The following is a 25,847-nucleotide window of genomic DNA, read 5'->3' as shown; positions in this document are numbered from 1 at the left end:
TCGTGCCGAATACGGGGCGTACCTCGACTACGCCGTCGATTCGAAACGTTTCACATTCATATCGATCAGGTATACTTCCACCGGATGAACCTACTCGTCCAGTAGCTCCCGTTCGACGTACGTCGTCGTGTGCTCGTTCTCGAGGAAGCCGCGGTCCTCGAGCAGCGTACGGTGGAAGGGAATCGTCGTCGGGATGCCCTCGATATCGAAGCCCTCGAGCGCCCGTTTGCCACGGGCGATGGCTTCGTCTCTGTCCTCGCCGGTGACGATTAGCTTCGCGAACAGCGAGTCATAAAACGGCGCGATCGAGTCGCCCTGATCGACGCCGGTCTCGACTCGGACGCCGATTCCGGTCGGAGGTCGAAACGTGGAAAGGGTGCCGGGAAGCGGCGTGAAGTCGTTGTCCGGGTCCTCGGCGTTGATCCGGAACTCGATCGCCGTACCGCGCGGATCGACCTCGTCCTGACTGAACGATAGCTTCTCGCCAGCGGCGACGCGGATCTGCCACTTGACGAGATCGATGCCCGTGCGCACCTCCGTGATCGGGTGTTCGACCTGGATGCGGGCGTTGACCTCCAGAAAATAGTACTCCCCGTCTTCGTAGAGAAATTCGACGGTGCCGACGTTTTCGTAGCTCGCCTCGGCAACGCCTCGCCTGGCGGCCTCACAGATTTCGTCTCGCACCTCCTCGTCGAGGACCGGCGATGGTGACTCCTCTACGAGCTTCTGCTGACGGCGCTGGATGGTACAGTCGCGTTCGCCCAGATGTCTGACGGTTCCGTGACCGTCCCCGATCACCTGGACCTCGATGTGTCGGGGATTCTCGAGGAAGCGCTCGAGGTAGACCATGGGATTGTCGAAGTACGCCTCTCCTTCACGGACCGCGTCCTGGAGCTTGGATTCGGTCTGGGACGGTTTGTGAACGATCTTGAGCCCTCGGCCCCCGCCGCCGCCGTCGGCTTTGATCGCGACGGGGTAGCCGTATTCCTCGCCAAAGGCCTCGACTGCGCCAGGAGCCTCTATCGGCTCGGTCGTTCCAGGGACGATCGGGACATCCGCCTGTTTCATGATGGTCCGTGCGCTCGTCTTTTCACCGAAATCCGCCATCACGCTACTCGGTGGCCCGATCCACGCGAACTCGCTTTCTTCGACGTTGGCTGCAAACGACTGATTCTCGGCCAGGAAGCCGTATCCGGGATGAACCGCGTCCACGTCGGCTAAACGCGCGACATCGAGGAGCGCGTCCTGATTGAGGTAGCTCTTTTTCGCCTGCGATCCGCCGAGGTAGTACGCCTCATCAGCGACTCTAACGTGTTTGGCCTCCTCGTCTGCGTCGCTGTAGACCGCGACCGCATCGATATCCAGTTCCGTACAGGCGTGAACGATCCGGACGGCAACCTCTCCGCGGTTCGCGATCAGTACCCTGTCGAACACAGTAGTATTATCTTTGCTCTGTCGAAAGATAAGTCTATCCGCCGGAAAAGGTTGGTCAACGGTCAGCAGTAGTCCGGATAACTATACGTTTCTGTGAATATCTACGCTACTGAGATTACGGCGTCGTAGCCGGAGTACCGGCTACACCAGCAAACCGGCACGATAGGCCGTCTCAACCCCCGTCCTCGCCATCTTCGCTGAGACCCTGTGCAGCTCGTACCGTTTCGACGTCGTAGTCTCGGAGAGTCGAAACGCCGACGGTCTCTTTGATCGTCGTGATCGCGAACTTCGAACTCGTTCGGCGGATCTCTTCGATCGACTCGTAATCCTCGACGAGCTTTTCGACCATATCCCGGGAGGTGAGTCGGGCGATGACGACGAAGTCTGTATCTCCCATCGTGAAGTACACCTGATTGACGCCTTCGATGTCGGAGAGTTTCTCTCCGATCTCTTCGTGGTATCCTTCCCCGTACTCGGCCCACACTTCCGAGATGACCGTGATCTCGAGGCCGATCTTCTCTCGAGCGAGTTCGCACAGGTCGTTTACGATGACGCCGCCGTCTTTCAGGCTCTGAATCCGATAGTGCACCGTCGATTTCGGAATGTCCGTCACCTCGTGGATCGTCTCCGTGCTCATTGTGTGGTTGTTGGCAATCGCGAACAGAATGTCGATGTCTCGTCTGTCTAACGTGCTCATCGGTATGGCTATCTACGAACCTGTTAGTTGCGAGACGAAAAAACGCATTCGGAATGGGCGCCTTCACGTCGATGCGATAAGCGGCTTTCCGCCGACGTGGTGGGCCCGACCATCCCATTCACTCCGATGGGGTGTGCGTGAATTTAAACCGTATCGGGAAGCCAACGACGGTATGGTCGAACTCGAGACGACGACGTGTCGAATCAACGGCGTAACGCTGGTGAGCGCAACCGTCGCCAACCCGCAGACGACACCACAGCGAGTCCGTCTCGAGAGTCGAATCGAGGGACCGACGTGGCCTCCGCGTCGTCGCGGTTCGATCGCTCCCGAGTGGAATGGGAATCGCTGGGAGTCGACCGTTGCGCCGAAACGCCGTTGCGGCCTCGGATTTGCGACATCGGTCGAGACGACCGATCCGCCGATCGAGCTCGTCTCTGCGATCCGCGCTTCCGATCGGACGCGTTCCTCACCGGATGCCGTACTCGCATCGCTCGCGGAAAGTGCCCCGTCACGTGACGTCGTTTCGTCGTTCCCCGATTGATGATCGTCGCGATCAGCGGCGGAAAGGGCGGCGTCGGAAAGTCGACCGTGGCGATGAACCTGGCTCGAGAGCTCGAGGCGATCGTCGTTGACGCCGATCTCACAGCCCCGGACCTTCCACGAGGACGGGCGGTCGATCTACACGACGTTCTCGCCGGTCGTGCTGATCCGATGGACGCCGTTGTTCACCACGGATCGCTCTGCATCCTTCCCTGTGGCCGAACGCTCGCTGGCGCACGCGCGTCGGACCTCGCAGAGATGGGGCGGACAGTTCGACGGGTCGAGCGCGACTACGGTGACGTCGTCGTCGACTGTCCGGCCGGGCTGGCACGCGACGTCGGCACGGCGCTACACTGTGCGGACGTCGCCGTCTTGGTGACGACACCGAACCGGCCCGCACTGCTCGATGCGGTTCGTACCCGCCGACTCGCGCTCGATCTCGAGACACCGATCGCGGCCGTCGTCCTCAACCGCTCGCGAAACGGCCGTGGGGCACAGATCGACGGTCGCGTCGAAGCCACGTTCGAAGCGCCAGCCACCGTCGTTCCCGAGCGAGCGGCAATCGCAGACGCCACTCGAGCGGGGAAACCGGTCCGTGACGTTCGACCGACCGATCGTGTTCTCGAGGTTTTCGAGCGGATCGCCCGACAGCTCGAACGGTGTCACCGACGGCGGGCCGACGACGGCTCTCTCTCGCGTTCGTAATCGCGGTCGGTATCGAGTTCGAGTGCGACCGTTTCCACGGCGGCCCGCTCGGTGCGAACCTTCGGGATCGAGAGCGTGTGTTCGATCCCCGTTCCGACACCCGCCGAATACGTCCGGAGGGAAACGACGACGTCGGCAAGATGCGTCGTCACCGATCGGTTCGTCGGTGTCGATCCCCCCTCGAGACAGTGACAGACGGCGAGTCCGTCAGTCTCTGTGACCCGGTCGACGAGTCCGGACAGGAACTCGAGATACCGTTCACGATCGCCACGCTCGAAGGCGTTCATCGAGTCGATGACGAGGTTCGCACCCTCGGGAAGCTTGTCGATCAGTTCGGTCGCGTCCTCGAACCGAGCGTCGCCGCCGACCCGACGAACGGTCGGAGTGACGGCCCCCTCGCGGGTCGACTCGAGCGTTCGTTCGACGCTTCGTCTCGAGCGCGCCGCGGTGAGATAGAGCGTTCCCCTGGTTCCCGTGAGAGCAGCGAGGAGGTGTTCGGACTGGCTCGCCGGATCGGCGGTGAGCGCGACGACCGACCCGGGACGGAACCCACCACCAAGCGCCCCATCAAGCGCGCAGATTCCGGTCGACAGGCGGTTGCTGTCCGTCGCGGCTCTCGCCCGATCTGGGAACGACTCGCGTCGAAGCCGGTCGACGACGTGGTCGAACGCGCGCTCCGTGGCGTCGGCCGAAAGCGGCGCGTCGTGTTCGGGTATCGTTCCGAGCACCGGGATACCGAGTTCGGATCCGATCGTTTCAGTTTCGCCGCCGTGTTTCGTGACGACGGCACCGGCGACGGGGACCTCGAGACGGCGGGCCAGTTCGATCGTGGTCCGCGCACCGCGTCTGGCACGGTCGGTATCGGTTGTGACGACCACGACCGCGTCGGCAACCGCGAGCGGATCGGTCACGTCGGGGCCGCATCCGGAGGGGCAATCGAGCAGTATTCGAACGTCTTCGTTTCCGAGGCGATCGAGTGCCGTTTCGAGGTCGATCCTATCGGTGGTGTCCGGTGCCGCGATCACGCCGGCACCGGTCGTTCCCGACAGCGGTTGAACGGCCGCTCCGACGGCGTCGGCCTCGACGGTTGCGAGCGTCGGCGTTCGGTCGACGTTCGCGACGGCGTGGAGGTTGGGAAGCTGTCGATCGGCGTCGACGGCGACGGTCGGATCGCCGGCCCGCGCGAACGCCCTGGCCAGACCCACCGTCACCGTCGTCTTTCCACAGCCACCTTTCGAACCGGCGATCGCGATCATGCCGACTCTGGTTGCCCCTTCTCATTTGAACCTGTGGACGGCTTCGACGCGGGCGTTCGAACCTCTCGGAGGGGCTCCGTCGACGCGGTCGTCTCGTTCTTGATAGCGCTGCTCGCCGGCCAACCGTTATCTATCAGGTCGTGGTCGAACCGGACATGGGAACAGGACTCGATCGGGCCCACACCGAACTCGAGCGCGCGGCCGAAACCGCATCGGACGACGTTCGTGAGGACGTCCAGGTGGTGCTCTCCGCCTTCGAAGAGTACGAGATCGAGGATCGCCTTCCCGACCACGCCGTCTTCGACGGCCACCTCAACACGCTTCGTCAGGCCAGCGAACGGGCTTCCGGCGAGACGCGCGAGCGAATCGACGACGGGCTCGAGGCGGCCGAGGCCTTTCGGGAGGAACTCGAGCAGGGCTAATCCAGTTCCGCCACACTACAATCCACGGACACCTGAACCCACGGACGGATCCGGGTGTAGCGGCCCAGCGGTACATCAGACCGTCTCACTCGAGACGATCGAGGATCGCGTCTCGGTCGTACGATAGCGACAGCGACCGCGATCGTCCGCGTCCGTCGACGTCAGCGTACTCAGCGTCGATCAGGCCGAGCTGATCGAGCTTGTTGACGATTTCGGAGTAGCGCGTGTAGCCGAGATCGGTTCGGTCCCGGAACGCCTCGTAGACGTCGCCGGCCTGGTCGCCGTCGTGGTGTGCGATCACCTCGAGCAGCGCCCGCTCGGTGTCGGCAAGTCCCGAAAGCGACCGCGAAAGCGAGAGGTACTTCGACTTCTCGTAGGCACCTTCGACGTCCTCGCGTTCGACGGTCCGGCTGGCGCGCATTTCCGCATTCAGCCCGGCCCGTCGTAACAGATCTATTCCGACACGGAGGTCGCCGCTTTCGGCGGTGAGTTCAGCGACGTACTCGAGGGTTGCCCGGGAAATCACGCCGTCGTGAAAGCCGCGTCGCACTCGCTCGTCGAGGATGTCGACGATTTCGGGCTGATCGTAGACCGGGAAGTAGACGTCCTCGGGACGAAAGACGCTCTGCACCCGCGAATCGAGTTCGTCGATGACGTTGAGGGCGGGATCGGAGGAGACGACGATGACACCGATTTTCGCGCCGGGATGTTCCTCGTGAGCGCGCAACAGCGAGTAGAGCGTATCGGAGGCCTCGTTCTCGTAGAAGAGGTAGTTGACGTCGTCGAGAGCGACGACGAGCACCCGGTCATCTTCGACGAGTTTCTCTGCGATCTGGCCGAATAGCTTCTTGAACGAGATTCCCGACGAGGGCGGCTCGTAGTCGAACGTTCCCTCGAACAATCGCGAGAAGACCGAGTACCGGGTCGCGTTGACCTGACAGTTGACGCGGATCGTCCGGACCTCGCTGGTCTGGGTGCCGACCTCGTCGAAGAGTTTTTGGATGGACGTGGTCTTGCCGGTTCCCGGCGGCCCGCGAACCATCACGTTGAGCGGACGCGACCCGCGGACGGCCGGACGCAAGGCGTACGTCAGACTCTCCGTCTGACTCTCGCGATGTTTGAACGTCTCGGGAACGTAGTCGATTTCGAAAACGTGCTCGTTCCGGAACACGGACTCATCCCACGACAACATCCCCCCGTCGGGATCGTCTCCCATCACTTTCACCACGCTCTCGGAGCTACTTAGTTGTTCGCCGCCCCCGCCGTCTCGCGAGTTCGATTCCCTCCGTTTCGCACTCGAGGTCGACCCGCGTGATCCCTCCTCGATGACCGCGCGGACGCGGGGCTGTCCGAGCCGATGCATCTCCTCGAGTTCGCCGTCGAACTCGCCGTACTGCGTTTCTTCTCGAGCACCTAGATAGACGTTCGTACAGGATGGAACGGGTTTCGTTCATTCGAGTTCGAACCGATTCGTTCGCTCCTCACTCGAACTTCTCGAGCAACCGGTCGTAAAACTGCGGTGCGGACTCGCCGGGGGCCTCGCCGCCGTTCGCCGCGACGGCGTCGGTCGCCAGCTTCTCGACGATGAGCTCCGGCGTCGATCGCGCGAGGTGGTCTTTGACCGGCGAACGGTTCACCTCGAGTTCCCCGTCGACCAGACCGACGGCCTCGATACCGTCGACGGTGACGTCGTAGTCGGCCATCTCGCGGATCTCGTCTGCCAGGTGCGAGACGAACACCGCAGTCGCGCCGTTTTCCGACAGCGCCTCGAGAATCCCCGCGATAATCTTGGCTGACGCACCGGGCTCGGTGATGCTCTCGAGTTCGTCGACGAGGACGAGCGATCCTTCGCCACCGTCCGCGAGGGCGGCGAACTCCCGGACGGTGGATTCGAACGCACCCGCGTCGAGCGTCCCCTGGGTTTTTGCGTGATAGTGCAGGTCGTCGAACCGGCGAAGCCGGACCCGATCGGCGGGGACCGGAAGCCCCATGTGAGCGAGTACGACCACGCTCGCGACCAGATCGAGCGTCGAGGTCTTTCCACCGCTGTTGACGCCCGATAGCAGGGCGACGCCACGGACTTCGTAGTCGACCGGATCGATCGCCTCGAGCGGCTCCTCGAGAAGCGGTGAGCGCCCGGTGTCGATCTCGAAGCCGACCGATTCGCCAGCGACTCCGGCGATTTCTTCGCTATCGGGTTCGTCGGCGTCGCCCCAGACGAACTCGGGCATCGAACACGCGAAGTCGTCGGCAAACCGGGCGATCGCGAGTTCGACGTCGAGCTCCAGGGCGTCACGAACGAGCCGCCGGGCGGTCGCACGTCGATCAGCGAGATCAGCCGCTACTTCGCGTTTGAGTCGGCCGGCGCGGCGCTCTTTCGCCGCGGTTAGTTCCTCGCGGAGCCGGCTCAGGGCGCTCTCGTCGCGTTCGACCGGGAACGTCGGTTCGTCGACGAAGAGTCGGCGGGCGATGTCGGCTTCGCCCGCATCGAGCGACAACGCATCGATCAGGTGCTCGCGAGCCGTTTCGATCGCCGCGTCGTACTCGTCGGAAAGCTCTCGCGACAGGAGCGAATCGATACCCGCACCGCGTTCGACCAGCGAGAGCAGGTCCGATCCCTCGATCGTTACGTCCTCTTCTCGGATCGCCTCCCGGAGGTGATCGTTGGCGACGCTCTCGGCCGTTCCGACCGCCGCATCGAGATTGTCGACCGCCCTCTCGAGGCGATCGAGTTCGTCGTCACCCGCGACCGTTCCGTCGGCTTCGAGCCGGCTGAGTCCCTCCTCGAGCGCGTCGAGATCGCAGTCGTCGTCGGTCTCTATGGCTGCGACTCGGTGGACTTCGATCGCCGCGTTGATCCGGTCTCTGTTCCGGGCGAAAAACGAAAGCGGTCGTTCGGGAACGATCTCCGCGGATACCTCGAGCGCATCGGGTCTGACCTGTACGTCGCCCTCGACAGTGATGCCGGCGAACGATTCGTCGAGCGCGATCACCGTCGAATAGCCGCGAGCGAGTTCTGCAAGCCCCTGTGCGTCCTCGACGATTTCGACCGACAGCTCCGGGATCGCCTCGCGCGCGGCCGAGTACCGCTCGGCGTCGGCCGTCGCCAGACACCGCTCTCGGACGCGAACGTCTCCCGGTTCCTCGAGCGGAGAAACCCCCTCGAGCGCCTCGAGAGCGTCTGGATCGGGCTCGCGATCGATCGCCTCGTCGGTGAACGCCCGGACCTCCTCGATGCGAGAGCGCGTCGGACTCGGATAGATCGTCTCGAGTCGCTGGGCCGCGTAGTCGGTGACCGTTCGGTCGGTGAGCAGCGAGAGGACGGTGCGATAGACCTCTCGAGCGCGATCGGTCGCGAGAAAGCCGCCGGGGTCGTCGTGCTCGCGGCGGATCGCCCCGCGCGCGATTCGCGCAGCGCGCCCCTGGCTGAGTCCCGGCGCGCTCGCGATTGCCGCCACATCGCCCGTCCGCAGCGCTCGTTCGGGCTCGTCGAGATCGGCCAGCGCCCGGGCGGTCTTTTCTCCGACGCCAGGGATCGACTCGAGGTCCATGTCTTCTCGACCGGCGTATCAAACCGCAGCGAGAAAAAGTTCCCGTCCGGAGCCCGATTTCGGTAGTCAGGGTGAACGCGTCACGGACCGATCACTCGATGACGACGCTACTCGTCGCCGCGTTCGGACGACGGAAGATCGATCTCGAGATCGCTCTGAAACCTCGCATAGGCATAAGAGGTGGCGAGCAGGACGGCTCCGAGAACGAGAAACGACAGCGTCCTGGCGACGGTGTCGAGGCCGCGCGTATCGAACAGGAACACTTTGACGGTCGCGAGCCCGAACACGCAGATTCCGAGCAGCCGGATACCCCGACCGTCCGTGGCGAACCCGATCCCCAGCAGGACGAGTCCGAACAGCACCCAGGCGATCGAGGTGCCGACTCCCGAGAGCTCGAGTCCGAGAACGAGGACGCCAAGACCGGTCGCGACGGCGGCGTAAGCCGCGGGAACCACCGCCCGATCGTCGGAGGCGCGCTCGGCCTCGAGCAGCGAGTCCGTTCTCGAGAACCACCACGCGAGCGCGTAGAACGTTCCGACCGCGAGCGCGAACGCGACGGGACGCCCGGTCAGCGTCGCCAGCGGTTCGGACGCGTCGAACGACGCAAGCTCGCTCGCGTCGACGGCGAGCAGTTTCACGAGGAGCCCACCGGCGACGACGTGGCCACCGATCCGAAACGCCGGGGTATCGACGGCCTCCGAGAGGACGACCGCGGCGACGATCACCGCCAGCGCGCCGACGGTCGTCGCGAACGTCCCGACGGCGAGCCCGAGTCCGGCTGCGAGAAAGACCACCGAACCGGCGGCCGCCGCCGCGTCGACCGGAATCCCCCCTCGGTTCGTCAATGCGTACGTTCCGGCGAGCGCTACGGCGACAGCGATCGTCCCCGTCCCATCGGCCGCGAACGAGAGAACGGCGTCACGAACGGCGATCTCGAGCAGAAACGCCGCGAAAGCCGCGTTCGCGACCGTCAGAACGACTAGCCGGGCGCGATACGTTCGATCGAACGTGACGTCGGCCCCCCTCCGCTCGGCGCTTTCGGCGGTGTCGTCGTGCCCCGAAGCGGTGGGCCCGCCACCGCTCGATCGGAGGACGAGTCCGCCGATCTGGTAGAGCACGAACGCGGTGGCACCGACCGCACCGACCGCCGCGGCGGGTGGCTCGAGGTTGGCGAGCCACAGCAAAACGACGCCGTAGGAGGCGAACGCGCTCGAGACGACCAGCCGGCTCCACGGGCGGATCGTCGCGATGGCGACGAGACCCGCAGCGAGCACGAGGGCGTAGATCGGGGTCACGACGACCGTCGCGGCGTCCATGCTTATCGTGGCGGTGACATAGCCGAGGAGGAACGCCTCGCCGGCGACGAGCGGCGTACGGTCCCGGATCGAGAGGGCAGCCGTGACGGCGACGAGCAGCGTCAGTGCGACGAGGACGGCCCACAGCGGTGTCCCGATGGCGTCTCGATACCCTTCGAAGCCGTACGCCGCGTAGATGCTAAAGTAGGCGACTGCGAGCCCGGTTCCGGCGGCGATGCGTCCCCAGCGAACGTACCCTCGCCGGCTGGCGGCGTACCGGCCCCCGCCGAACAGCGAGAGCCCGGCGAGCGTCCCGACGGCGATTCGTCCACCGGGTCCGAGCAGTCCGATTTCGATCGCGAGCCGGACGAAGAACACGACGCCGACGACGACCGCGAGCGCGCCCACGAGCCCAAGCCATCGAATCCCGACGGCCGACTCCCAGTCGCTGTCGTCCGATGGCTCGGTGGATTCGGTCGGTCTCTCGGGCGTCTCCGACGGCGTTTCGGCCACCGAATCCGATTTTTCCGCGGGTGTCGCGGATCGCGTCTCCGACTGTCTCAGTGCCTCGCTTTCTCTCGTTGGCTCATCGCCAGCGCTCGAGTCTTCGAGCGCCTCGAGTCGACGGTGGAGGGCGTCGACCTCCTGACGAAGCCGCTCGACTTCACGACGGAGATCATCGTCGTTCATCTCTGGATATCGTTCGGCTCCGTCGACATAAACGCCGGGGTGGATGGTGGTGCGTCTCGGTTAGTTCCTCGGAACGCACTGCAGGAGGTGTGATCGAGCGGCGACAACACCTGCCTCGTTCGGTCGTCCGTCTCTCGGTGGCCTCCGTCCGAACCGACTACCGGTGCCTGACCCGTCGATCGAGTCGATGTTTCCGGAACCGAGCGAGACGAGCGGACTCGAGTCCCGCCGCTATCCGGAGTGCTAACCAGTAGATCGACACCACCTTTACGGGAAAACCGAGTGCATCCGCTCACGGGCGATGCGTTCGAGAGAATTCGGGTATCAGTCGATGTGGCCTTCGCGTCGGAGCTGATCCGCGTCCTGACCGGTGTAGCGCCACTCGATCGTGGCCTTTTCGTCCTGCCAATCCCAGGGTTCAGCGACGACGATGTCGTCTTGCTCGATCCAGGTTCGGTATTTCATTCGGCCGGGGATTCGGCCGAGCCGCTCCTCGCCGTCCTGACAGCGGAGGCGGACGTGGTTGCCACCGAGGTGTTCGGTTACGACGGCGAATACTTCATCGCTGTTGGGCATGCGGAGGTTCCGCCGCCCGGATTCTTCTGTCACACTCTCACTACGCAGACCATACGTTTAAATCATCGGAGAGGAACGGTAGCGTTTGTCGTGGTCTCGAGCGTCCTCTCTAACGTATGCTATCGATCCGGGTGTGCTGGCCGCGTTGTAGCCGTCGCGTGATACAGATCGTCTGGCGAGTAGTTCTCCACTAGAGTTCCCGGTTCGAGTCGGGGTCGTCGAGCTCCCAGAGTAACTCGGGCAAAAACGCCTCGAGATTGTCGATCACGCGCCGCTGGCTGACGTTCAACCCGTCGCAGTGGTCGTGTGCGGACTCCCGGATATCGACGTGAAGACCGTCGTCCTCGAGCCAGACCCCGAGGGGAAAGACCGAACACCGGGTTGGTTTCCAGTCCTCCTCGAGGTGGAGCGTACAGAGGCCGTCATCGCGAAGGAAGGCACAGGCACGGCCGTCCCCGGAGACGTGATCCTCTCGGTCTTTGTTCTCGCGAGTGACGAACTTCTCGCCGCGGAACTCCGTGGTCGTCTCCGCGAGATTGGCTCGCTGTGCGAGTCCGATCAGATCCCGATCGTAGAGCAAGACCCCGTGGTGACAACACCAGGTACAGTCGTCGACGCACTCGAACGTGAGGGTCGGGTCGAACTCGACGGTGACCGTTCGACCGGGATAGACTTCGACGCGCCGCGAGACGTCAGCGCTCACGGGATATCGGTCGGGACTCGTCCTCAAGTGTTTTTCTACCCGTCGGTCGCACTCAAGGGTTGGTCTTCCTCGAACTGCCGGAACGCACACCGGTACAGGCCAGACCGTTCGGTCACACCAAAACTGACTGATAGTAGTTCGTTCGAACGGTGCTCGGGGGGTAATTCGGTCACGAACGGATGAATTGGCAACGATCGGATGACGTGATCTGTGGTGTACCCCCAATCCCCGAGCAGTTCGCACATTCTCACGCGCGATAATAAATATTGCTACTAATTCACATGCTAACGGCACGGTTCTCGAGGTTGAGAGGGGCCCACGGGTCGAACGACCCGTGTCGTCTACCAGTGGTAGCCCGGAGTGGGTGGGTAGATGGTTGGGATTGGCGTTTGAATCGCTCCGGGCGTGCTGACTAACTGGTCGGTCAGTATCAATCTGTTGGATTTCAGCCTCCGTTTGGGCGGGAGCACGCGTCACCTCGCCCTCTGAAAATATACGTCGTCCAACAATTACTCGCGTACCAAACATGTTTGGAGTGGATACTATATCCGATTGATCACAATTTCCGTATATGACAGAAACGGAGTGTGTAGAACTACCGTCCGTTTTGAAAGAACTGGACACCGGTATCACGATACACGATCCGGAATCGGGTGCCGTTCTCAACGTGAACAGTCGGCTGGAACAATTATACGGATATTCCACGGCCGAGCTTCGAGAAATGACCGTCGAAGACTATACGGCCCCATCCACGACGTTCACTCAGGAGAAGGCGGTTCATCGGATTCGAGCAGCCGCAAACGGTTCGCCCCAGACATTCGATTGGAAAATCGAACGCGCAAACGGAGAATATCGGTGGGTCACCGTTCAACTGACACGTACGGAGATCGAAGACGTGCCATACGTCCTCGCTGAGATCAACGACGTTACCGAGTACAGGGCACGTGAACATCTGCTCAGACTGTTGAATCGGGTTATCCGCCACAATCTCAGAAACGATATGAACGTTCTTCTGGGATATGCTGACCGGGTTAAAGGAGCGATCGAAAACGAACAGGTCGAAAAGGAGATCGATACGATTCTGGATATCGCTACAGAGGTCGGCTCATTGAGCGATTCTCTCGACCAGATCGAAAACGTCGTCCAACCGGATGCGACTCATCGAGAGCCGACTAACCTTCGAAATCTCGCACAGATGCACGCCGTACAGGCCAAATCTGAGTACCCGTCTGCTGATATAACGGTCAACCTGAACTCGGGAGTCTGGGTAAGCGCGGATCGAAGCCTCGAGCATGCGATCGAAAACGCAATCGAAAACGCAGTCGAGCACAACGACAGGGATCCACCGAAGGTGGAGATAACGACAGAGACCGACCCCAGGAACGGTCTGGGTATCATTTCTATCGCCGACAACGGACCTTCAATTCCGGACGTTGAAATCGACGTCCTCCGGGATGAGTCGATCGTTGATAGTACGTACCACGGTTCTGGCGTTGGCCTCTGGGTCATCAAGTGGTGCGTCGATTCTCTCGGCGGCGAACTGGCTTTTGAGGAGAACACGCCGAGGGGAAATACCGTCAGAATTGGATTGCCAAAAATCAGACACGAATCTGCCGACTCGTGACTACTGGTGTATTTAGCAGAAATACGGTAGATCGAGTACGGACTCACTGACCGAGCGGATCGTATCGCTGGAACTCCGAGTAGCATCTCCCTTTCAGGACGAGTGTTCGGTCGGGAGGTTGTGGGAATATATAAGCGTCCCTTTCGACATACCTGTAAGACCGACGTAACGAACGAGCAGATTGAACGATCAACACCTATCGTCATAAGTTGACGATACTTATAGTGTGGTGCGAGCAAGAAGATACAGATAAGCTGAATTTAGCACTTCTGAAGCGACTGGTTAGAACGTCTATTGCCGAGAACAAACGGTGAACTACCCCACCCTACTCAGCCGCGATAGCGGCTTCAGTGAGGATGGGGCTTCCTGATTCAACGACGCGCTTTGCAGACACTACTGCAGTGTCCGTAGGGAGCGCAGTCTCCACAGGCGTGGATTCGGGCCATCCCAGCCCTAGCTCTTCGAAACCGCGGTGCAAGACATTCAACGCTGCGTTCGCGTCACGGTCACACTCAAACCCGCACGATGGACACGAATGCTCCCGCACCCAAATCGGCTTCTCAGTTTCAGCCCCACACGACGCGCATTCTTTCGTCGTCCCGTGGGGCTCGACTTGCACGACGTGGACACCATACAACTCTGCCTTGTAGTCGAGCAACGTGATGAACTGCCGCCACGCGGCATCCTGCTTGTTGCGAGCGGTGTGCGAGTCCTCAAGCAGTGGCTTCACGTCTAAGTCCTCGACGAATACGCCATCGTACTCACGGACGAGCCACGTCGTCAACTTCTGCTGGTAGTCCAGTACTTTCCGCCGAATCCGACGCTTGATCGTTGCAACCTCGACGCGCTGCTTTTCCCGGTTGTTCGACCCGTCTTCTTTCTGAGAGAGTTTGCGTTGCTCTCGGCGCAATCGCTCGTACTCTTCATCGAGATCGAGCCAGTCTACGCTGAGACCATCTGTTGTGTGGATGTAATTGAGGATTCCGAGGTCAATTCCGATACTATTGCTCGTATCGAGCGAGTCTACGTCGGGTTTCTCGGGTAAGTCTTCGTCGTCGGTTTCGAGACCGAACGAGACGAACCATTCATCCGTCGTTTCTTTCTTCACCGTGACTTCCTTGATAGTGGCTTCGTCGGGGATTTCGCGGTGATAACGAATCTGGATGTCGCCGATTTTGGAGAGCCAGAGCGTTGCAGTGTGACCACTCGTGTTTTTGAGTTCGAAGCCAGACTGCGAGACGTCATACTCTGGAACTCCGTCGGCGATTTCCACGTGAGCCACCCAACGTTGTTCCCATTTTTCTTCTGCTCTGAGAGGGTCGAGAGGTTCTGATAGAACCGTGTAACAGTTCGTTGTAGCGCCTTCGAGTTGACCTCTGAGAAGAGGGGAAACTCGTCTTTCCAGTCTGGGAGCCTGTAGTGGTGTTTGTACGCGGAGGCGATGGTGTCAGCGTCTCCGTGTTCGTATTCGTATCGGGTGTAGTTGTAGGCTTGGCGATGAATGTCGATGTGGTGTTCCAGTCGCTCCGCTATTGGCTGGATTGGGTCGGCAGCGTAGCGGTGACTGTACTCCATCGCTGTCTCGTAGTTACGAGGTATTATTATTTAATTGTTTGACATTCGTACGACGATTCATCCCCTCCCTACTCGCTCACTCCGCTCTACTCGTTCACTCCTTGAGGAAGGGGCCCTTCTCGCCTCATCTCTGGTAAAATCCACGAGGGTCAGCGTCTCAACTTCGTTCTCAACTGGTGGGTTCGATCGCTGGGCTCGTATTGTTCTTCGCTGTTTCCGGCTCGAAGAGATCTACGTCCTCTGTGAGATTAAAAATAGCATCGACAAACCATCTGAAAGACATGGAGCAAGACCGTGTACCCCTCCCGTTTCGTCTTGAGTGGTGTGACCCACGATAGTGGGAGTCGCGACTCAACAGGGTACTTCTGCTCCAGCGCGCTCGTAGTAGTACCAGGTGATCAGGATACACGAAAGGTAGAACGCCAGGAATGCCCCCATCGCTGCGGTCGTCGCCTGGGTTAACTCCACTGACGTGCTGAATCCCTGTGGGATGAAGAACCCGCCGTACGCGCCGATCCCACCGCTGAACCCGAGGACACTTCCCGCTTCCAGTTCGGCACGTGAGTGTGCCTTCTTCTGGGCTTCGGAATCGTCCTCGTTTACCTCACGAAGGTGCTGTTTCCGAAAGATTACCGGGACCATCTTGAACGTCGATCCGTTACCGATTCCGCTAGCGAGAAACAGCAGTATGAACGCCGCGAAGAAGCCCCAGAAGATCCCCTCGATCATGAAGTAGATAACGAGACCGGTTCCGATCGCCATCGTCACGAACACCCAGAGCGTCACCCGCGCGCCGCCGAGACGATCGGCGAGCCAGCCGCCCGGCGGCCGGACGAGTGCGCCGACCAGCGGGCCCGCGAACGCGAACAGTGCGACGTTCCGCCCTGGGAACTGGATGCTCGTCAACAGCGGGAACGCGGTCGCGTATCCGAGGAAGGAGCCGAACGTCCCGGTGTACAGCCAGCACATGATCCAGTTGTGTTTCTCCGTCAGGATCGTCAGTTGCTCCCCGAAGTTCGCCTCGACGTTGGCGATGTCGTTCATCCACAGGTACGAGGCAACGGTACCAACCAAGATAAATGGAACCCAGACGAAGCCAGCGTTCTGCAGCCACATCGACTGTTCACCGGGATTACCGGTGACGTACGTCTGGGTGGCACCGCCGAACCCGTCGAACGCTCCCAGGAAGATGACGACGGGTACGAGGAACTGGGCGGCACTTACGCCGACGTTGCCGATCCCGGCGTTGATCCCGAGTGCGGTCCCCTCATCCCGTTTGGGGAAGAAATACGCGATGTGGTCCATGCTGGAACTGAAGTTCGCCCCGCCGAAACCGGCAGTCGCCGCCAGTACCGCCATGATCCAGAACGGCGTATTCGGGTTCTGGACGGCGAAGCCGATCCCGATCGCCGGGATCAACAGGGTCGCGGTAGCGAACGCGTTCCAGCGACGGCCCCCGAAGATCGGGACGACGAACGAATACGCGAGCCGTCCCGTCGCACCCACGAGCGACGGGATCGCGATAAGCAGGAACAATTGACTTTCCGAGTAGGTGAAACCAGCCTCTGGGAGATATACGACGATCAGGCTCCACAGTACCCAGATCGCGAACGAGAGGAACAGCGTGAACACTGAAACCGTGAGGTTTCGCCACGCGATACGCTTACCTTGTTCGTTCCAGAACGATTCGTCTTCGGGATTCCAGTCCTCCAGTACTCCGTTGTCCATAGTTGCCTCTATCTGTGTGGATTCGCGTCGTCTCAGGAGACGGTTTCTCGGTTCATCCTATCGCCGTCTACTCGACATCGCGTCACCTCGTTCGGCGGCCGAAGCGGCTTCTCGCAGCTCTTCGGCGAGCGACCGTGCTTGGTCGGGTGTCAGTGTGACGGACTCCGCGTGATGTTCGATGTGATGGAGATCCGCAGGATCGGATTCCAACCCGAATGTAACCGTCCGTTTACCTCGTGGTGATTCTACGTCGAGAACGCCGACCGTCTCGTCAATCCAGCCGTTTCCGATCGCCTGCACCTCAAGGTAATCGAACGTGGTGTGCGCCGTGACGTCCAATATTCGACCGGTCATACTCAATCGGAGGTCAGCGGCGTCCCGTCGGCCGCCGTCGGGGCCGGACTCTCCCCCTCCGCGAACGGGTACCAAGACTGCTTGCCGTCGGTCAAACAGGGGTCCTCGTAGCCAACGACCTCCTCGGGTTCAGCGAGTTCGACGATCGTTTCGTGGCCGGTCGCCTCGACCCACTCGCGGAACGTCTGTCCCTCCGTCCGGAGCGCGGCGTACGCCTCGAGGAGGTTTGCGATCAGGCCGGGGAGTTCGTCCGCCGGCACTCGCTGACGGATCCACTCGATGAAGCTCGGGTTCTCGCCGATACCACCGCCGATGCCGACGTCCACGGCCTCAACCATCTCCCCATTCTTTCGGGCGCGCATGCCCTGTAGTCCGATGTCAGCCGTCATAGCCTGCCCGCAGTCGGCCGTACAGCCGGAGTAGTGGAGCTTAATTCGATCGACGTCCTCGGGCACCTCGACGTTGTCCCCGAGCCACCGGAGCAGCCGGGCCGTCCGGGCCTTCGTCTCGGTAAGCGCGAGCGAGCAGAACTCCGTACCCGTACACGCCATCGTCCCCTTGACAAACGGGTTCGGCTCCGGCTGGTGTTTCTCCAGCATTGGCTCGGCAAGCAGGGCGTCCAGTTCGTCGTCCGGTACGTCCATAATCAGGGGGTTCTGCCGGCGAGTGAGTCGTACTTCGCCCGAACCGTACTCGTCTGCCAGGTCGGCAAGGTCGATCGCCTCTTCGGCCGGCAGCCGACCGACCGCCACCGAGAGACCGACGTAGTTTCTCCCGTCGGCCTGGTCGTAGACGCCGACGTGGTCGTGTGAACCGAATTCCGCGGGTCTGCCGGCGTTGTACGTATACTCGCCGCGAAAGTCGGTTCCGGCCGGCTCGAAGGCGAAGGCGAGTCGCTCGTCGAGTTCCTCTCGAATGGTGTCGGTTCCCCAGTCGTCGACGAAGAAGCGGGCCCGGTTCTTCGCTCGGTTTTGCCTGTTTCCCTCCTCGTGATAGAGCTCCACGAACGCCCGGACCGTCTCGACCGCGTACTCCGGCCGGACGAACATGTCCAGCGGTCGGGCCTCGCGCGGTTCACGTCCGCCGAGTCCGCCGCCAACCCGCACGTTAAATCCGTCCACGTGCTCGCCGTCGATCATCTTGTGGGCTGGTTCGAGTCCGATATCGTTGATCGCGTCCTGGGCACAACCCTGGCGGCAGCCGGAGACAGAGATGTTGAACTTTCGGGGCATGTTACTCAGGCCGTCGTCCTCGCGGATCGTCTCCTGGATCTCATTGAGAACCGGCCGTGACTCGACGAACTCTTCAGCCTTCCCGGCAACGGGACAGCCGGATATATTGCGCATCGTATCACCGCCTGCCGATCGGGACGAGACACCAACGGACTCGAGTTTCTCCCAGATCGCGGGAATGTCCTCCAGCTTCAACCAGTGGAGCTGGATCGACTGGCGGGTCGTGAAGTCGATCCAGGTGGCGCCGAATTCGGGGTTTTCCACGGGACCGGATGCGTACTCGCGGGAGACTTCACTGATTGCGCGAAATTGTCCTGGTTCGAGCACCCCGCCGCAATTGGTGAGCCGCATCATAAAATACGACTCTTGACCGCTGCGGTGGTGGAACACCCCCCAGAACTTGAATCGCGAGAACCACTTCTCACGCTCCGCTTCGGGGATATCGTCCCAGCCGCGCTCGGCGAACTCCTCGATCTTCGCTCTAATTTCGTCACCGTACATCTCGGATTTCCATTCTTCTTTCTTGTGTGCCATGATATTTTGATATTAGAAGGCCATTCATCCACCACTTCGGATGAACGCTATTTGTTTGTCCGATTCTTCCTGGTAGAGTGGTTCAGACAATCGGTGATAAATATTGGTATTTAAAAAATCCAAATAAATGAGATGAGAGTATTTATACGTCCAGTATATTAGGTATATAGATAACATAAGGGGGTGAAAACCCAGGAAAATAAATCGTATTGGAATATTCTACAGGATGGGTGGAGTTGGTGAGTTCTGGTGAGGCTGATGCTGAGACGGAGTCGTTTGGGTGTTTCGACGCGAAGAATCTAGGCAATGGACTGGCCGAAGATACGTCTGCGGAGATGCGACCGCTGTCCTTTCCAACGGTGGCTCTTTTGAGTCGCGTGTAGTGAGTGCAAGTCGCGTCGTCGAGTCAGGAAGTCCCGTTCGAGAGACGGGAAGCCACCCTCAAGGAGGCCGCCCTGTGGCGGCCGAGTAGGGTGGGTAGTTCACGATCCCAGTGAGAAACCCAAGACGGGAGTACGGGCCAACATTGACGCCGTGCAATTGAACAGTGTTTCACCTGACAATATGTACAAATACCCCTCCCGGATCAACACTGTTACGGCGTCTTCCTCGCAATGGGGACGTATGCAAACCCACATCGTCCCGGTCGGCTTCGACTACGACCGGCTGATCGCACCATTGGTCCGCGATCAGATCGACGTCGACAGCGTTATTCTGCTCGAGGGGGCCGTCGGGAGCGAGGCCAACGTCGAGTACTCTCGGCACCTCTCGAAGAAACTCGAGACGGACTTTCGGAACCTGCTGGGTGCCGAGACGGACCGGTTCGTCCTCGAGGACGTCTACGATTACGACGGGGCGTTCGAGCAAGCGTTCGACCTCATTACGGTCGAACTCGACCGCGGCAACGAGGTCTGGGTCAACGTCGCGGCGATGCCGCGAACGGTGAGTTTCGCGTTCGCGAACGCCGCTCACTCGCTGATGGTCGAACGCGAGGACGAACGCGAACAGATTCACACCTACTACACGGCTCCCGAGAAATACCTGGAGACCGAACTCGCAGAGGAGCTCCGCGAGCAGATCACACTCCTCGAGAACCTCGACGATGACGACAGGATCGGCGCGACCGCACACGACCGGATCGAAAGTCGACTCGAGAGTGCTCGGGATCTCCTCTCGGAGTTCGACGAGCGCGGGACGACGATCGGAGCGAAGAAAATCGGAGACAGCCACATCGTCGAGTTGCCCGTCGCCTCCTTTTCCAACGTCAAGCCCTTCGAGGAACTCATTCTCTACAAACTCGGAGAGGACGGCGAGTTCGCTTCCGTCTCCGAACTCGCGGAGTCGCTCGCTCGCGAACTCAACGAGGAGTACACCGATAGCTTCCGGTCGAAAGTCATCTACAACGTCGATCGGCTGGGCCCCGGTGGCAAGGGCTACATCGAACGCGAAGAGCGCGGAAAATCCTACCGGACGCGACTCTCGAGGATCGGTGAGCTCTGGGTTCGCGCCCACTCGGACAACGATACGATGGAGTAGGTCGTCCACTCGCGTTTTCGCCACGGTCTCGTCGTCGCGGGCTCGGAATACCGACGCGTCGTTTCGGCTCGGTCGAGACACCGAAATCGACTCCCGAGTGGGGGCTCAACGAGCAGTCGATGACGAGGTATCACCTCTTCGTCCTCGCCGCAGTTCTGGTCGCTGGGCTCGTGCTGTTCGGTCGCCACCGGTGGCGAACGCGAGAGCGGCGCGGCCTCGAGCGTGACCTCGACAGCCGCCTTGCGGAGGCGATTCCGGCGGGGACGGCCTCACACCTCGACCGCTCACCGACCGTTCGCCGTCTCGCAGTCGTCGAGACGACCGGGGACGAAGACGACGTGTCACGGACGGTGTACGTCCCCACCGTTCGTGTCGACCTCGGAATGGTCGATGTGCCGAGAACGGAGTTCGCTTTCGGGTACGTGGCCGACGTGCTCGAGGCGATCCATCCCGTTTTCGAGGCGCGAGAAGACCGCGTTCGTCGGTACGACGTGGAGTTCACGTTCGGTCCCTCCGGACTGATCGTCGACGGGGAGTGTCGCCGCGTTTCGATCCCGCCGGAACTGGCGGAGCGACTGCTCGTGGACGAGAACTACCGCGCGTTCGACCTCTGGCGGACGATCGAACGGGACGACGACGAGGGACGAGCGGTGTTCTGGGGGGATTGTACCGAGACGCCGCTCTAGTCCATTCCAACTCACTGCACGCCTGATCGCACGGTCATCGTGCGATCGATGTGTGACTCGTCGCCGTTGTTCCGATACGTTTCTGACCGGGCCCGATCGACTCGTACGGATTGCTGTAAGTCGTACCCTCTCATACGGACTATCGTAAGCCATTGCCGGTGGGACCGCGACCCGTCTGCGGTCCCAGCGGTAAATCGTTACAATAGACCGTATCACTCCTCGCGGCGCTGGCGTTGTCTGAGGTTCTGCCGGGTGAACTGTGGTTTGACTCGAGTTGGCCGACGCGTCCGGAAGCTCCGATAGAGCTGGATCGCTACGATTACCGAAAAGCCGGCGGCGACGACGGTCGCCTCGGGTGTCTCGAGCGCGTAGAGGACGCCCATCGAGAACAGCGACATGGTGAGCAACATCCCGTAAATCAACCGCTTTGCGAGTTTGTCGAAGACGTTCTCCGAATCCTCGACGCCGATTCGAACGTAGAGATCGTCGCGCTCGAGGCGGTCGAACGCTCGCTCGGCTTTCGGGGTGATTCGCGTCAACGACTCGCCGGTCTCTTTGAGTCGCTCGCCAGATTCCGCGAGGTAGCGTCGCACGGTCTCTTCGCGATAGCCCTGCTCGGTGAGATAGTCGGTCGCAGTCGCGATGAAATCGAAGTCCGGATCGAGGGTCACACAGACGCCTTCGACGACGGTCGCGACCCGGAGGACGAGCGCGAGATTCTTCGGCAGGCGGAACGGAAAGACGTAAATCGAGTCCTCGATCTGGCCGACGATCTGGTTGATCCGGTACTGTTCGACGTCTTCGCCGCGAGCGTCCTGGATCGCGATCTCCATCACCTCGGCCATCACCGCTCGGTCGGCTTCGGGAGAGAGCGTTCCGATCTCGATCAGCGCATCGAGTATCGCATCGATGTCCTGATTGGCGACTGCGACGTAGAACTCGACGATCTTGTTCTGTACGAACTCGTCGACCCGACCCGACATACCGAAGTCGTAGAAGACGATCCGGCCGTCGTCGGTGACGGCGAGGTTGCCGGGATGTGGATCGGCGTGGAAGACGCCATCCTCGACGATCATCTGCAGATACGACCGCTCGAGATGTTCTGCAACCCGCGTCCGATCGATCCCTCTGCGCTCGAGTTCCTCGACGTCGTTGATCTTCGTCCCCTCGATGTACTCCATGGTCAGGACCCGCTGACAGGAGTGACTCTCGATGACCTCCGGAATAACGAACCGATCGTTGTCGGCGAAGTTCGAACGGATCTCGGTCAGCATCTCGGCTTCGCGTTCGTAGTCCATCTCCTCGCGGATCGTTCTCGAGAACTCGTCGGCCAGATTCTCGAGCGAGAACGATCGGGACTCGTCGACGAAATACAGGAGGACCGGCAACGACCAGTGGATGACGCGCAGGTCGGCCTCGACCAGCTCTTCGACGTTCGGTCGCCTGATCTTCACCGCGACGTCACGATCTGATCCGCCGCTCGTGGCGGCTTCTCCGGCTTCCTCGCCGATGCTCGCTCGATAGACCTGCCCCAGGCTCGCACCGCTGATCGGTTCGGTCTCGAAGGTCTCGAACCGGTCATCGACGGGTCCAAGCTCGTTTTCGAGTACCCGACTCGCGTCCGTCCACTCGGCGGGCGGGACATCGTCCTGGAGCGCAGAGAGGACGTCGATGTAGGCCGGCGGTAACACGTCGGGTCGCGCCGAGAGCAACTGGCCGAGTTTGATGAACGTCGGCCCGAGCGTCAACAGCGACTCGAGCAACACTTCGGCCCGGTAGCGGTGGGTTTCGGGGTCGACCCGGCGAGGGCGACCGAACAACACGAATCGCCGGCGATCACGGGCGTAGGCGACCAACAGCGGAAAGAACTGCCACGCGACGAGGACGAAGCGCCTGTACGCGCGGAGAAAGGACAGCGTCTGTCACCTCGATTCCGTCGGCTCCCTGTTGTCTTCGCTATCGTCGCGGTCGTCCGCATCGCTTCCCGTTCGACTCCCGGATCGATCGACGACGTCGATCGTCGTCTCCCCGCCGCCGGGTCGCTTGGGGATCGTCAACTCGAGAACACCTCGATCGACGGAGGCCGTCGTCTCCCCGCCGATCGCGTCGTCGGGGAGGGGTAACTCCGCGTCCAGAAACATCGGCCGGTTCTCCTCGAGATAGCGGTACTCGCCGGGGAGGTCCTTCGCTCTCCGTGCCTCGATGCAGAGGCGATCGGCCTCGACGGAGAGGTCGAGTGAGTCGGCGGTGACGCCGGGAACGTCGAGGACGATCAGGTACGTCTCGTCGCTCTCGAGCAGATCGAAGAAGACGTCCTCCGAGAGGTCTCGCAACGCGTCGCGCAGGGCTGGCATGCCTTCAGGTTCGAACGCCGATACGAAAAAGGCCGCGGTCTCGGAACATTCTCTCGCGCGATTCGGGCGGAACGAAACCCGTTCGAAGCGCCGCCCAGCCGTCGGTCGGATCACGTCGACCGGATCCGCTTTCGGGATCGAACGGTTAAAGCCGGATTCCTGTGGTTACATCCGTGGTTACGTTTCGATACGGTCCAGTGCAACGACTCCCAGGAGCACCAGACAGACGAGGATCATCACGGCCTGTGAGGCGGTCGCGACGACGGAGTCGACCGAATCGCCGGTTAGCAACGCGATCGCGTCCGGAACGCTCTGTGCCGATCCGACGATACCGAGGATCGAGAGCGCCACGATTCCGTAGGTCGCGAGTCGCTCCCGGTCCAGCCGTCCGCCAGCGACGCCAAAGAGCGCGATCAAGACGCCGAAGAACGCGGGAATAAGCGCCGTGACACTCGCGAAACCGGTACCGACGTACGCACCGATTCCCAGGAGGACGAGGACGATGCCGAGTCCGATCGCACTCGGAAACACGCGGATGGAACTGCTCATGCGTACGGACGATCTCGCTCGGGATAAATGATACTGTCGGAGCGGGCGGAGAAAACCCCGCGGTGGTTCGCTCGAGTTCGTCTTCAGTCGGTAGTATATTTGTACTCCCGGCCGAAACGGGGGACGATGCGACAGTACCTCGAGCTCGTCGACGCGGCTCTCTCGGGTGGGAACTACAAGTCGAACCGGACCGGCGTCGACACGATCTCCTCGTTCAGCGAACACTACGAGGTCGACCTTGGGGAGGGCTATCCCCTCCTGACGACGAAGCGAATGGACGGCTACCGGTGGAACTCGATGATTCACGAGGTCTGCTGGTATCTTTCGGGCGACGAGCACATTCGGGACCTCCGCGAGGAAACGAAGATCTGGGACGCCTGGGCCGACGACCGCGGACGTCTCGACACCGCGTACGGACGGTTCTGGCGGCGGTATCCGATCCCGGAGGATGCCGCTCGCCTCGAGGGCGAATCCTGGCCGGACGAGGCCCATCGGTGGGTGACGACGGAGGCGGACGGCCGCCGAACGTTCGATCAGCTCCAGTACGTGATCGATACGCTCTCGGATACCCCGAACTCGCGGCGGCTGGCCGTCAGCGCCTGGCACCCCGCGAACGCGGCCGTTTCGACGCTACCACCCTGTCACTACACCTTCGTCTTCAACGTCCAGGGCGACCGGCTGAACTGCCACCTCACCCAGCGATCAGGCGACATCGCACTCGGCGTCCCGTTCAACATCGCTGCCTACGCGCTGTTGACGGAGGTGATCGCCGGGCAGACGGGCTACGAACCGGGAACGTTCGCCCACACGGTCGTCGACGCCCACGTCTACTGCGGCACGGACGCACGCGGCGAGTGGTACGCCGACAACCTCGAGACGTTCCAGGCCCGTCTCGAGGCGGTCGACGGCCGCGAGGGGTACCGCACTCTTCGCGAGTGGCTCGAGTCCGAAGCGCCCGACGAAGCCGACGGTGAGGACCGACTCGATCACGTTCCCGGCCTGCTCGAGCAGCTTTCGCGAGAGCCCCTCGAGCGCCCGAAACTCGAGGTGGCTGACGTCTCGATCGACGAGCTGACCGCAGAGGACGTCCAGTTGCGATCGTACGACGCCCACGACGGGATCCGGTTTTCGGTGGCCGAATGACCGAGAGCGACGACGAGCCGTCGACGTCCGACGGCCTCGAGACTGACCGCGAACTCGTCGCGATCGTGGCCGTCGCAGAAAACGGCGTCATCGGCCGGGACGGCGAGATGCCCTGGCACGTTCCTGCCGACCTCGAGCACTTCAAATCGAAGACGATGGATCATCCGGTCATCATGGGACGGGTGACCTACGAGGGGATTCTCGAGCAACTCGAAGAACCCCTGCCCGGCCGGACGTCGATCGTCCTGACCAGTCGCGACTTCGCGACACCGGAGAGGACGGTGACGGTAAGCGGATTCGAGGAGGCACTCCGTGCGGCCGAACGTGTGGCCCGTGACCGCCACGACGGTACCGATCGTATTTTCGTCGGCGGCGGGGCGACCGTCTACGACGGACTGTTTCCCGCCGTCGACCGGCTCGTCGTGACCGAGATCCACGACGAACCCGACGGAGACACGCACTTTCCCGACTGGGATCGCAGCCGCTGGCGGGAGGTCGACCGGGACGAACGCGACGGCTTCGGTTTCGTCGAATACGTTCGTCTCGAGTAGCCATCTGGGTCGAGTTCCCCCGAGCGAAAGCGGTCGAAACCGAACGAACAGATAACGAAACGAACGGGAGCGAATGCGAACGGACGAAATCGAACGCGTAGACGCGAGTGAA

At 61.5% G+C, this 25,847-nt stretch carries 22 protein-coding genes and 1 pseudogene; 8 read left to right on the top strand and 15 right to left on the bottom strand.

Features of this window, described 5'->3' with window-relative positions; genetic code table 11:
* Window positions 1-90: 90 nt before the first annotated feature.
* Both EA462_RS11460 and EA462_RS11455 read right to left on the bottom strand, forming a co-directional pair.
* Complete coding sequence (locus tag EA462_RS11460; RefSeq protein WP_124178708.1) at window positions 91-1,434, bottom strand: acetyl-CoA carboxylase biotin carboxylase subunit; 1,344 nt, start codon at window positions 1,432-1,434, stop codon at window positions 91-93.
* A 172-nt stretch (window positions 1,435-1,606) separates the two neighbouring features.
* Window positions 1,607-2,131, bottom strand: coding sequence for an Lrp/AsnC family transcriptional regulator (locus EA462_RS11455; RefSeq protein ID WP_124178707.1), 525 nt, complete (start codon window positions 2,129-2,131; stop codon window positions 1,607-1,609).
* Between the two features lie 172 nt (window positions 2,132-2,303).
* Between EA462_RS11455 and EA462_RS11450 the strand changes: the two genes are divergently transcribed.
* Together EA462_RS11450 and EA462_RS11445 are read left to right on the top strand one after the other, a co-directional pair.
* Window positions 2,304-2,672: a DUF7857 domain-containing protein gene (locus EA462_RS11450; protein ID WP_124178706.1), complete on the top strand. Its 369-nt coding sequence runs from the start codon at window positions 2,304-2,306 to the stop codon at window positions 2,670-2,672.
* Entirely contained in the window at window positions 2,672-3,376 is a 705-nt protein-coding gene (locus tag EA462_RS11445; RefSeq protein WP_124178705.1) for a MinD/ParA family ATP-binding protein, read from the top strand. Before EA462_RS11450 ends, EA462_RS11445 begins: the two co-directional genes overlap by 1 nt.
* Here EA462_RS11445 and EA462_RS11440 read toward each other — a convergent pair.
* Window positions 3,334-4,632, bottom strand: a complete 1,299-nt coding sequence (locus EA462_RS11440) for a DUF7125 family protein (RefSeq protein ID WP_124178704.1) — start codon at window positions 4,630-4,632, stop codon at window positions 3,334-3,336. The genes EA462_RS11445 and EA462_RS11440 overlap by 43 nt on opposite strands.
* 155 nt (window positions 4,633-4,787) lie before the next feature.
* On the opposite strand from EA462_RS11440, the gene EA462_RS11435 reads away from it, so the two are divergent.
* A complete protein-coding gene (locus EA462_RS11435; protein ID WP_124178703.1) occupies window positions 4,788-5,054 on the top strand; it encodes a DUF7553 family protein in 267 nt (88 codons plus the stop codon).
* 85 nt (window positions 5,055-5,139) lie between these two features.
* On the opposite strand, the gene EA462_RS11430 is transcribed toward EA462_RS11435, so the two are convergent.
* The 5 genes from EA462_RS11430 to EA462_RS11410 all read right to left on the bottom strand — a co-directional run bounded on the left by EA462_RS11430 (window position 5,140) and on the right by EA462_RS11410 (window position 11,869).
* Window positions 5,140-6,270, bottom strand: a complete 1,131-nt coding sequence (locus EA462_RS11430; RefSeq protein ID WP_124178962.1) for an ORC1-type DNA replication protein — start codon at window positions 6,268-6,270, stop codon at window positions 5,140-5,142.
* Window positions 6,271-6,535: 265 nt separating this feature from the next.
* Window positions 6,536-8,605, bottom strand: a complete 2,070-nt coding sequence (locus tag EA462_RS11425; RefSeq protein ID WP_124178702.1) for a MutS-related protein — start codon at window positions 8,603-8,605, stop codon at window positions 6,536-6,538.
* A 107-nt stretch (window positions 8,606-8,712) separates the two neighbouring features.
* The gene (locus EA462_RS11420; RefSeq protein ID WP_124178701.1) at window positions 8,713-10,590 is read right to left on the bottom strand and encodes a DUF2339 domain-containing protein; all 1,878 of its coding nucleotides are present in this window, start codon (window positions 10,588-10,590) and stop codon (window positions 8,713-8,715) included.
* Window positions 10,591-10,914: 324 nt separating this feature from the next.
* Window positions 10,915-11,199 (bottom strand): translation initiation factor eIF-1A, encoded by a 285-nt coding sequence (locus EA462_RS11415; RefSeq protein WP_124178700.1) that lies wholly within the window; start codon window positions 11,197-11,199, stop codon window positions 10,915-10,917.
* Window positions 11,200-11,356: 157 nt separating this feature from the next.
* Entirely contained in the window at window positions 11,357-11,869 is a 513-nt protein-coding gene (locus EA462_RS11410; protein ID WP_124178699.1) for a YkgJ family cysteine cluster protein, read from the bottom strand.
* Window positions 11,870-12,440: 571 nt separating this feature from the next.
* Here EA462_RS11410 and EA462_RS11405 point away from each other — a divergent pair.
* Window positions 12,441-13,493, top strand: a complete 1,053-nt coding sequence (locus EA462_RS11405; protein ID WP_124178698.1) for an ATP-binding protein — start codon at window positions 12,441-12,443, stop codon at window positions 13,491-13,493.
* 325 nt (window positions 13,494-13,818) lie between these two features.
* Here the strand turns inward: EA462_RS11405 and EA462_RS11400 are convergent.
* The 4 genes and pseudogenes from EA462_RS11400 to EA462_RS11385 all read right to left on the bottom strand — a co-directional run bounded on the left by EA462_RS11400 (window position 13,819) and on the right by EA462_RS11385 (window position 18,916).
* Window positions 13,819-15,068 (bottom strand): annotated as a pseudogene (locus EA462_RS11400) (RNA-guided endonuclease InsQ/TnpB family protein).
* Window positions 15,069-15,419: 351 nt separating this feature from the next.
* Window positions 15,420-16,796: an MFS transporter gene (locus EA462_RS11395; RefSeq protein WP_124178697.1), complete on the bottom strand. Its 1,377-nt coding sequence runs from the start codon at window positions 16,794-16,796 to the stop codon at window positions 15,420-15,422.
* Between the two features lie 57 nt (window positions 16,797-16,853).
* Window positions 16,854-17,150, bottom strand: coding sequence for a DUF6360 family protein (locus EA462_RS17895; RefSeq protein ID WP_124178696.1), 297 nt, complete (start codon window positions 17,148-17,150; stop codon window positions 16,854-16,856).
* A gap of 2 nt (window positions 17,151-17,152) precedes the next feature.
* Window positions 17,153-18,916 (bottom strand): nitrite/sulfite reductase, encoded by a 1,764-nt coding sequence (locus tag EA462_RS11385; protein ID WP_124178695.1) that lies wholly within the window; start codon window positions 18,914-18,916, stop codon window positions 17,153-17,155.
* A gap of 624 nt (window positions 18,917-19,540) precedes the next feature.
* Here EA462_RS11385 and EA462_RS11380 point away from each other — a divergent pair.
* Together EA462_RS11380 and EA462_RS11375 are read left to right on the top strand one after the other, a co-directional pair.
* On the top strand, window positions 19,541-20,452 hold the full coding sequence (locus EA462_RS11380) for an HFX_2341 family transcriptional regulator (RefSeq protein ID WP_124178694.1): 912 nt from the start codon (window positions 19,541-19,543) through the stop codon (window positions 20,450-20,452).
* Window positions 20,453-20,571: 119 nt separating this feature from the next.
* Window positions 20,572-21,138, top strand: a complete 567-nt coding sequence (locus EA462_RS11375; RefSeq protein ID WP_124178693.1) for a hypothetical protein — start codon at window positions 20,572-20,574, stop codon at window positions 21,136-21,138.
* Window positions 21,139-21,350: 212 nt separating this feature from the next.
* On the opposite strand, the gene EA462_RS11370 is transcribed toward EA462_RS11375, so the two are convergent.
* From EA462_RS11370 to EA462_RS11360, 3 genes are all read right to left on the bottom strand, one after another.
* A complete protein-coding gene (locus EA462_RS11370; protein ID WP_124178692.1) occupies window positions 21,351-22,994 on the bottom strand; it encodes an ABC1 kinase family protein in 1,644 nt (547 codons plus the stop codon).
* A gap of 66 nt (window positions 22,995-23,060) precedes the next feature.
* The gene (locus tag EA462_RS11365) at window positions 23,061-23,492 is read right to left on the bottom strand and encodes an Hsp20/alpha crystallin family protein (RefSeq protein ID WP_124178691.1); all 432 of its coding nucleotides are present in this window, start codon (window positions 23,490-23,492) and stop codon (window positions 23,061-23,063) included.
* A gap of 177 nt (window positions 23,493-23,669) precedes the next feature.
* On the bottom strand, window positions 23,670-24,041 hold the full coding sequence (locus EA462_RS11360; protein WP_124178690.1) for a hypothetical protein: 372 nt from the start codon (window positions 24,039-24,041) through the stop codon (window positions 23,670-23,672).
* Window positions 24,042-24,167: 126 nt separating this feature from the next.
* Between EA462_RS11360 and thyA the strand changes: the two genes are divergently transcribed.
* Both thyA and EA462_RS11350 read left to right on the top strand, forming a co-directional pair.
* Window positions 24,168-25,184: a thymidylate synthase gene (thyA, locus tag EA462_RS11355; RefSeq protein WP_124178689.1), complete on the top strand. Its 1,017-nt coding sequence runs from the start codon at window positions 24,168-24,170 to the stop codon at window positions 25,182-25,184.
* A complete protein-coding gene (locus tag EA462_RS11350) occupies window positions 25,181-25,735 on the top strand; it encodes a dihydrofolate reductase (RefSeq protein WP_124178688.1) in 555 nt (184 codons plus the stop codon). Before thyA ends, EA462_RS11350 begins: the two co-directional genes overlap by 4 nt.
* Window positions 25,736-25,847 lie beyond the last annotated feature (112 nt).

Source organism: Natrarchaeobius halalkaliphilus (assembly GCF_003841485.1).
GTDB lineage: Archaea > Halobacteriota > Halobacteria > Halobacteriales > Natrialbaceae > Natrarchaeobius > Natrarchaeobius halalkaliphilus.
This window is presented reverse-complemented; position numbering and strand designations above follow the sequence as displayed.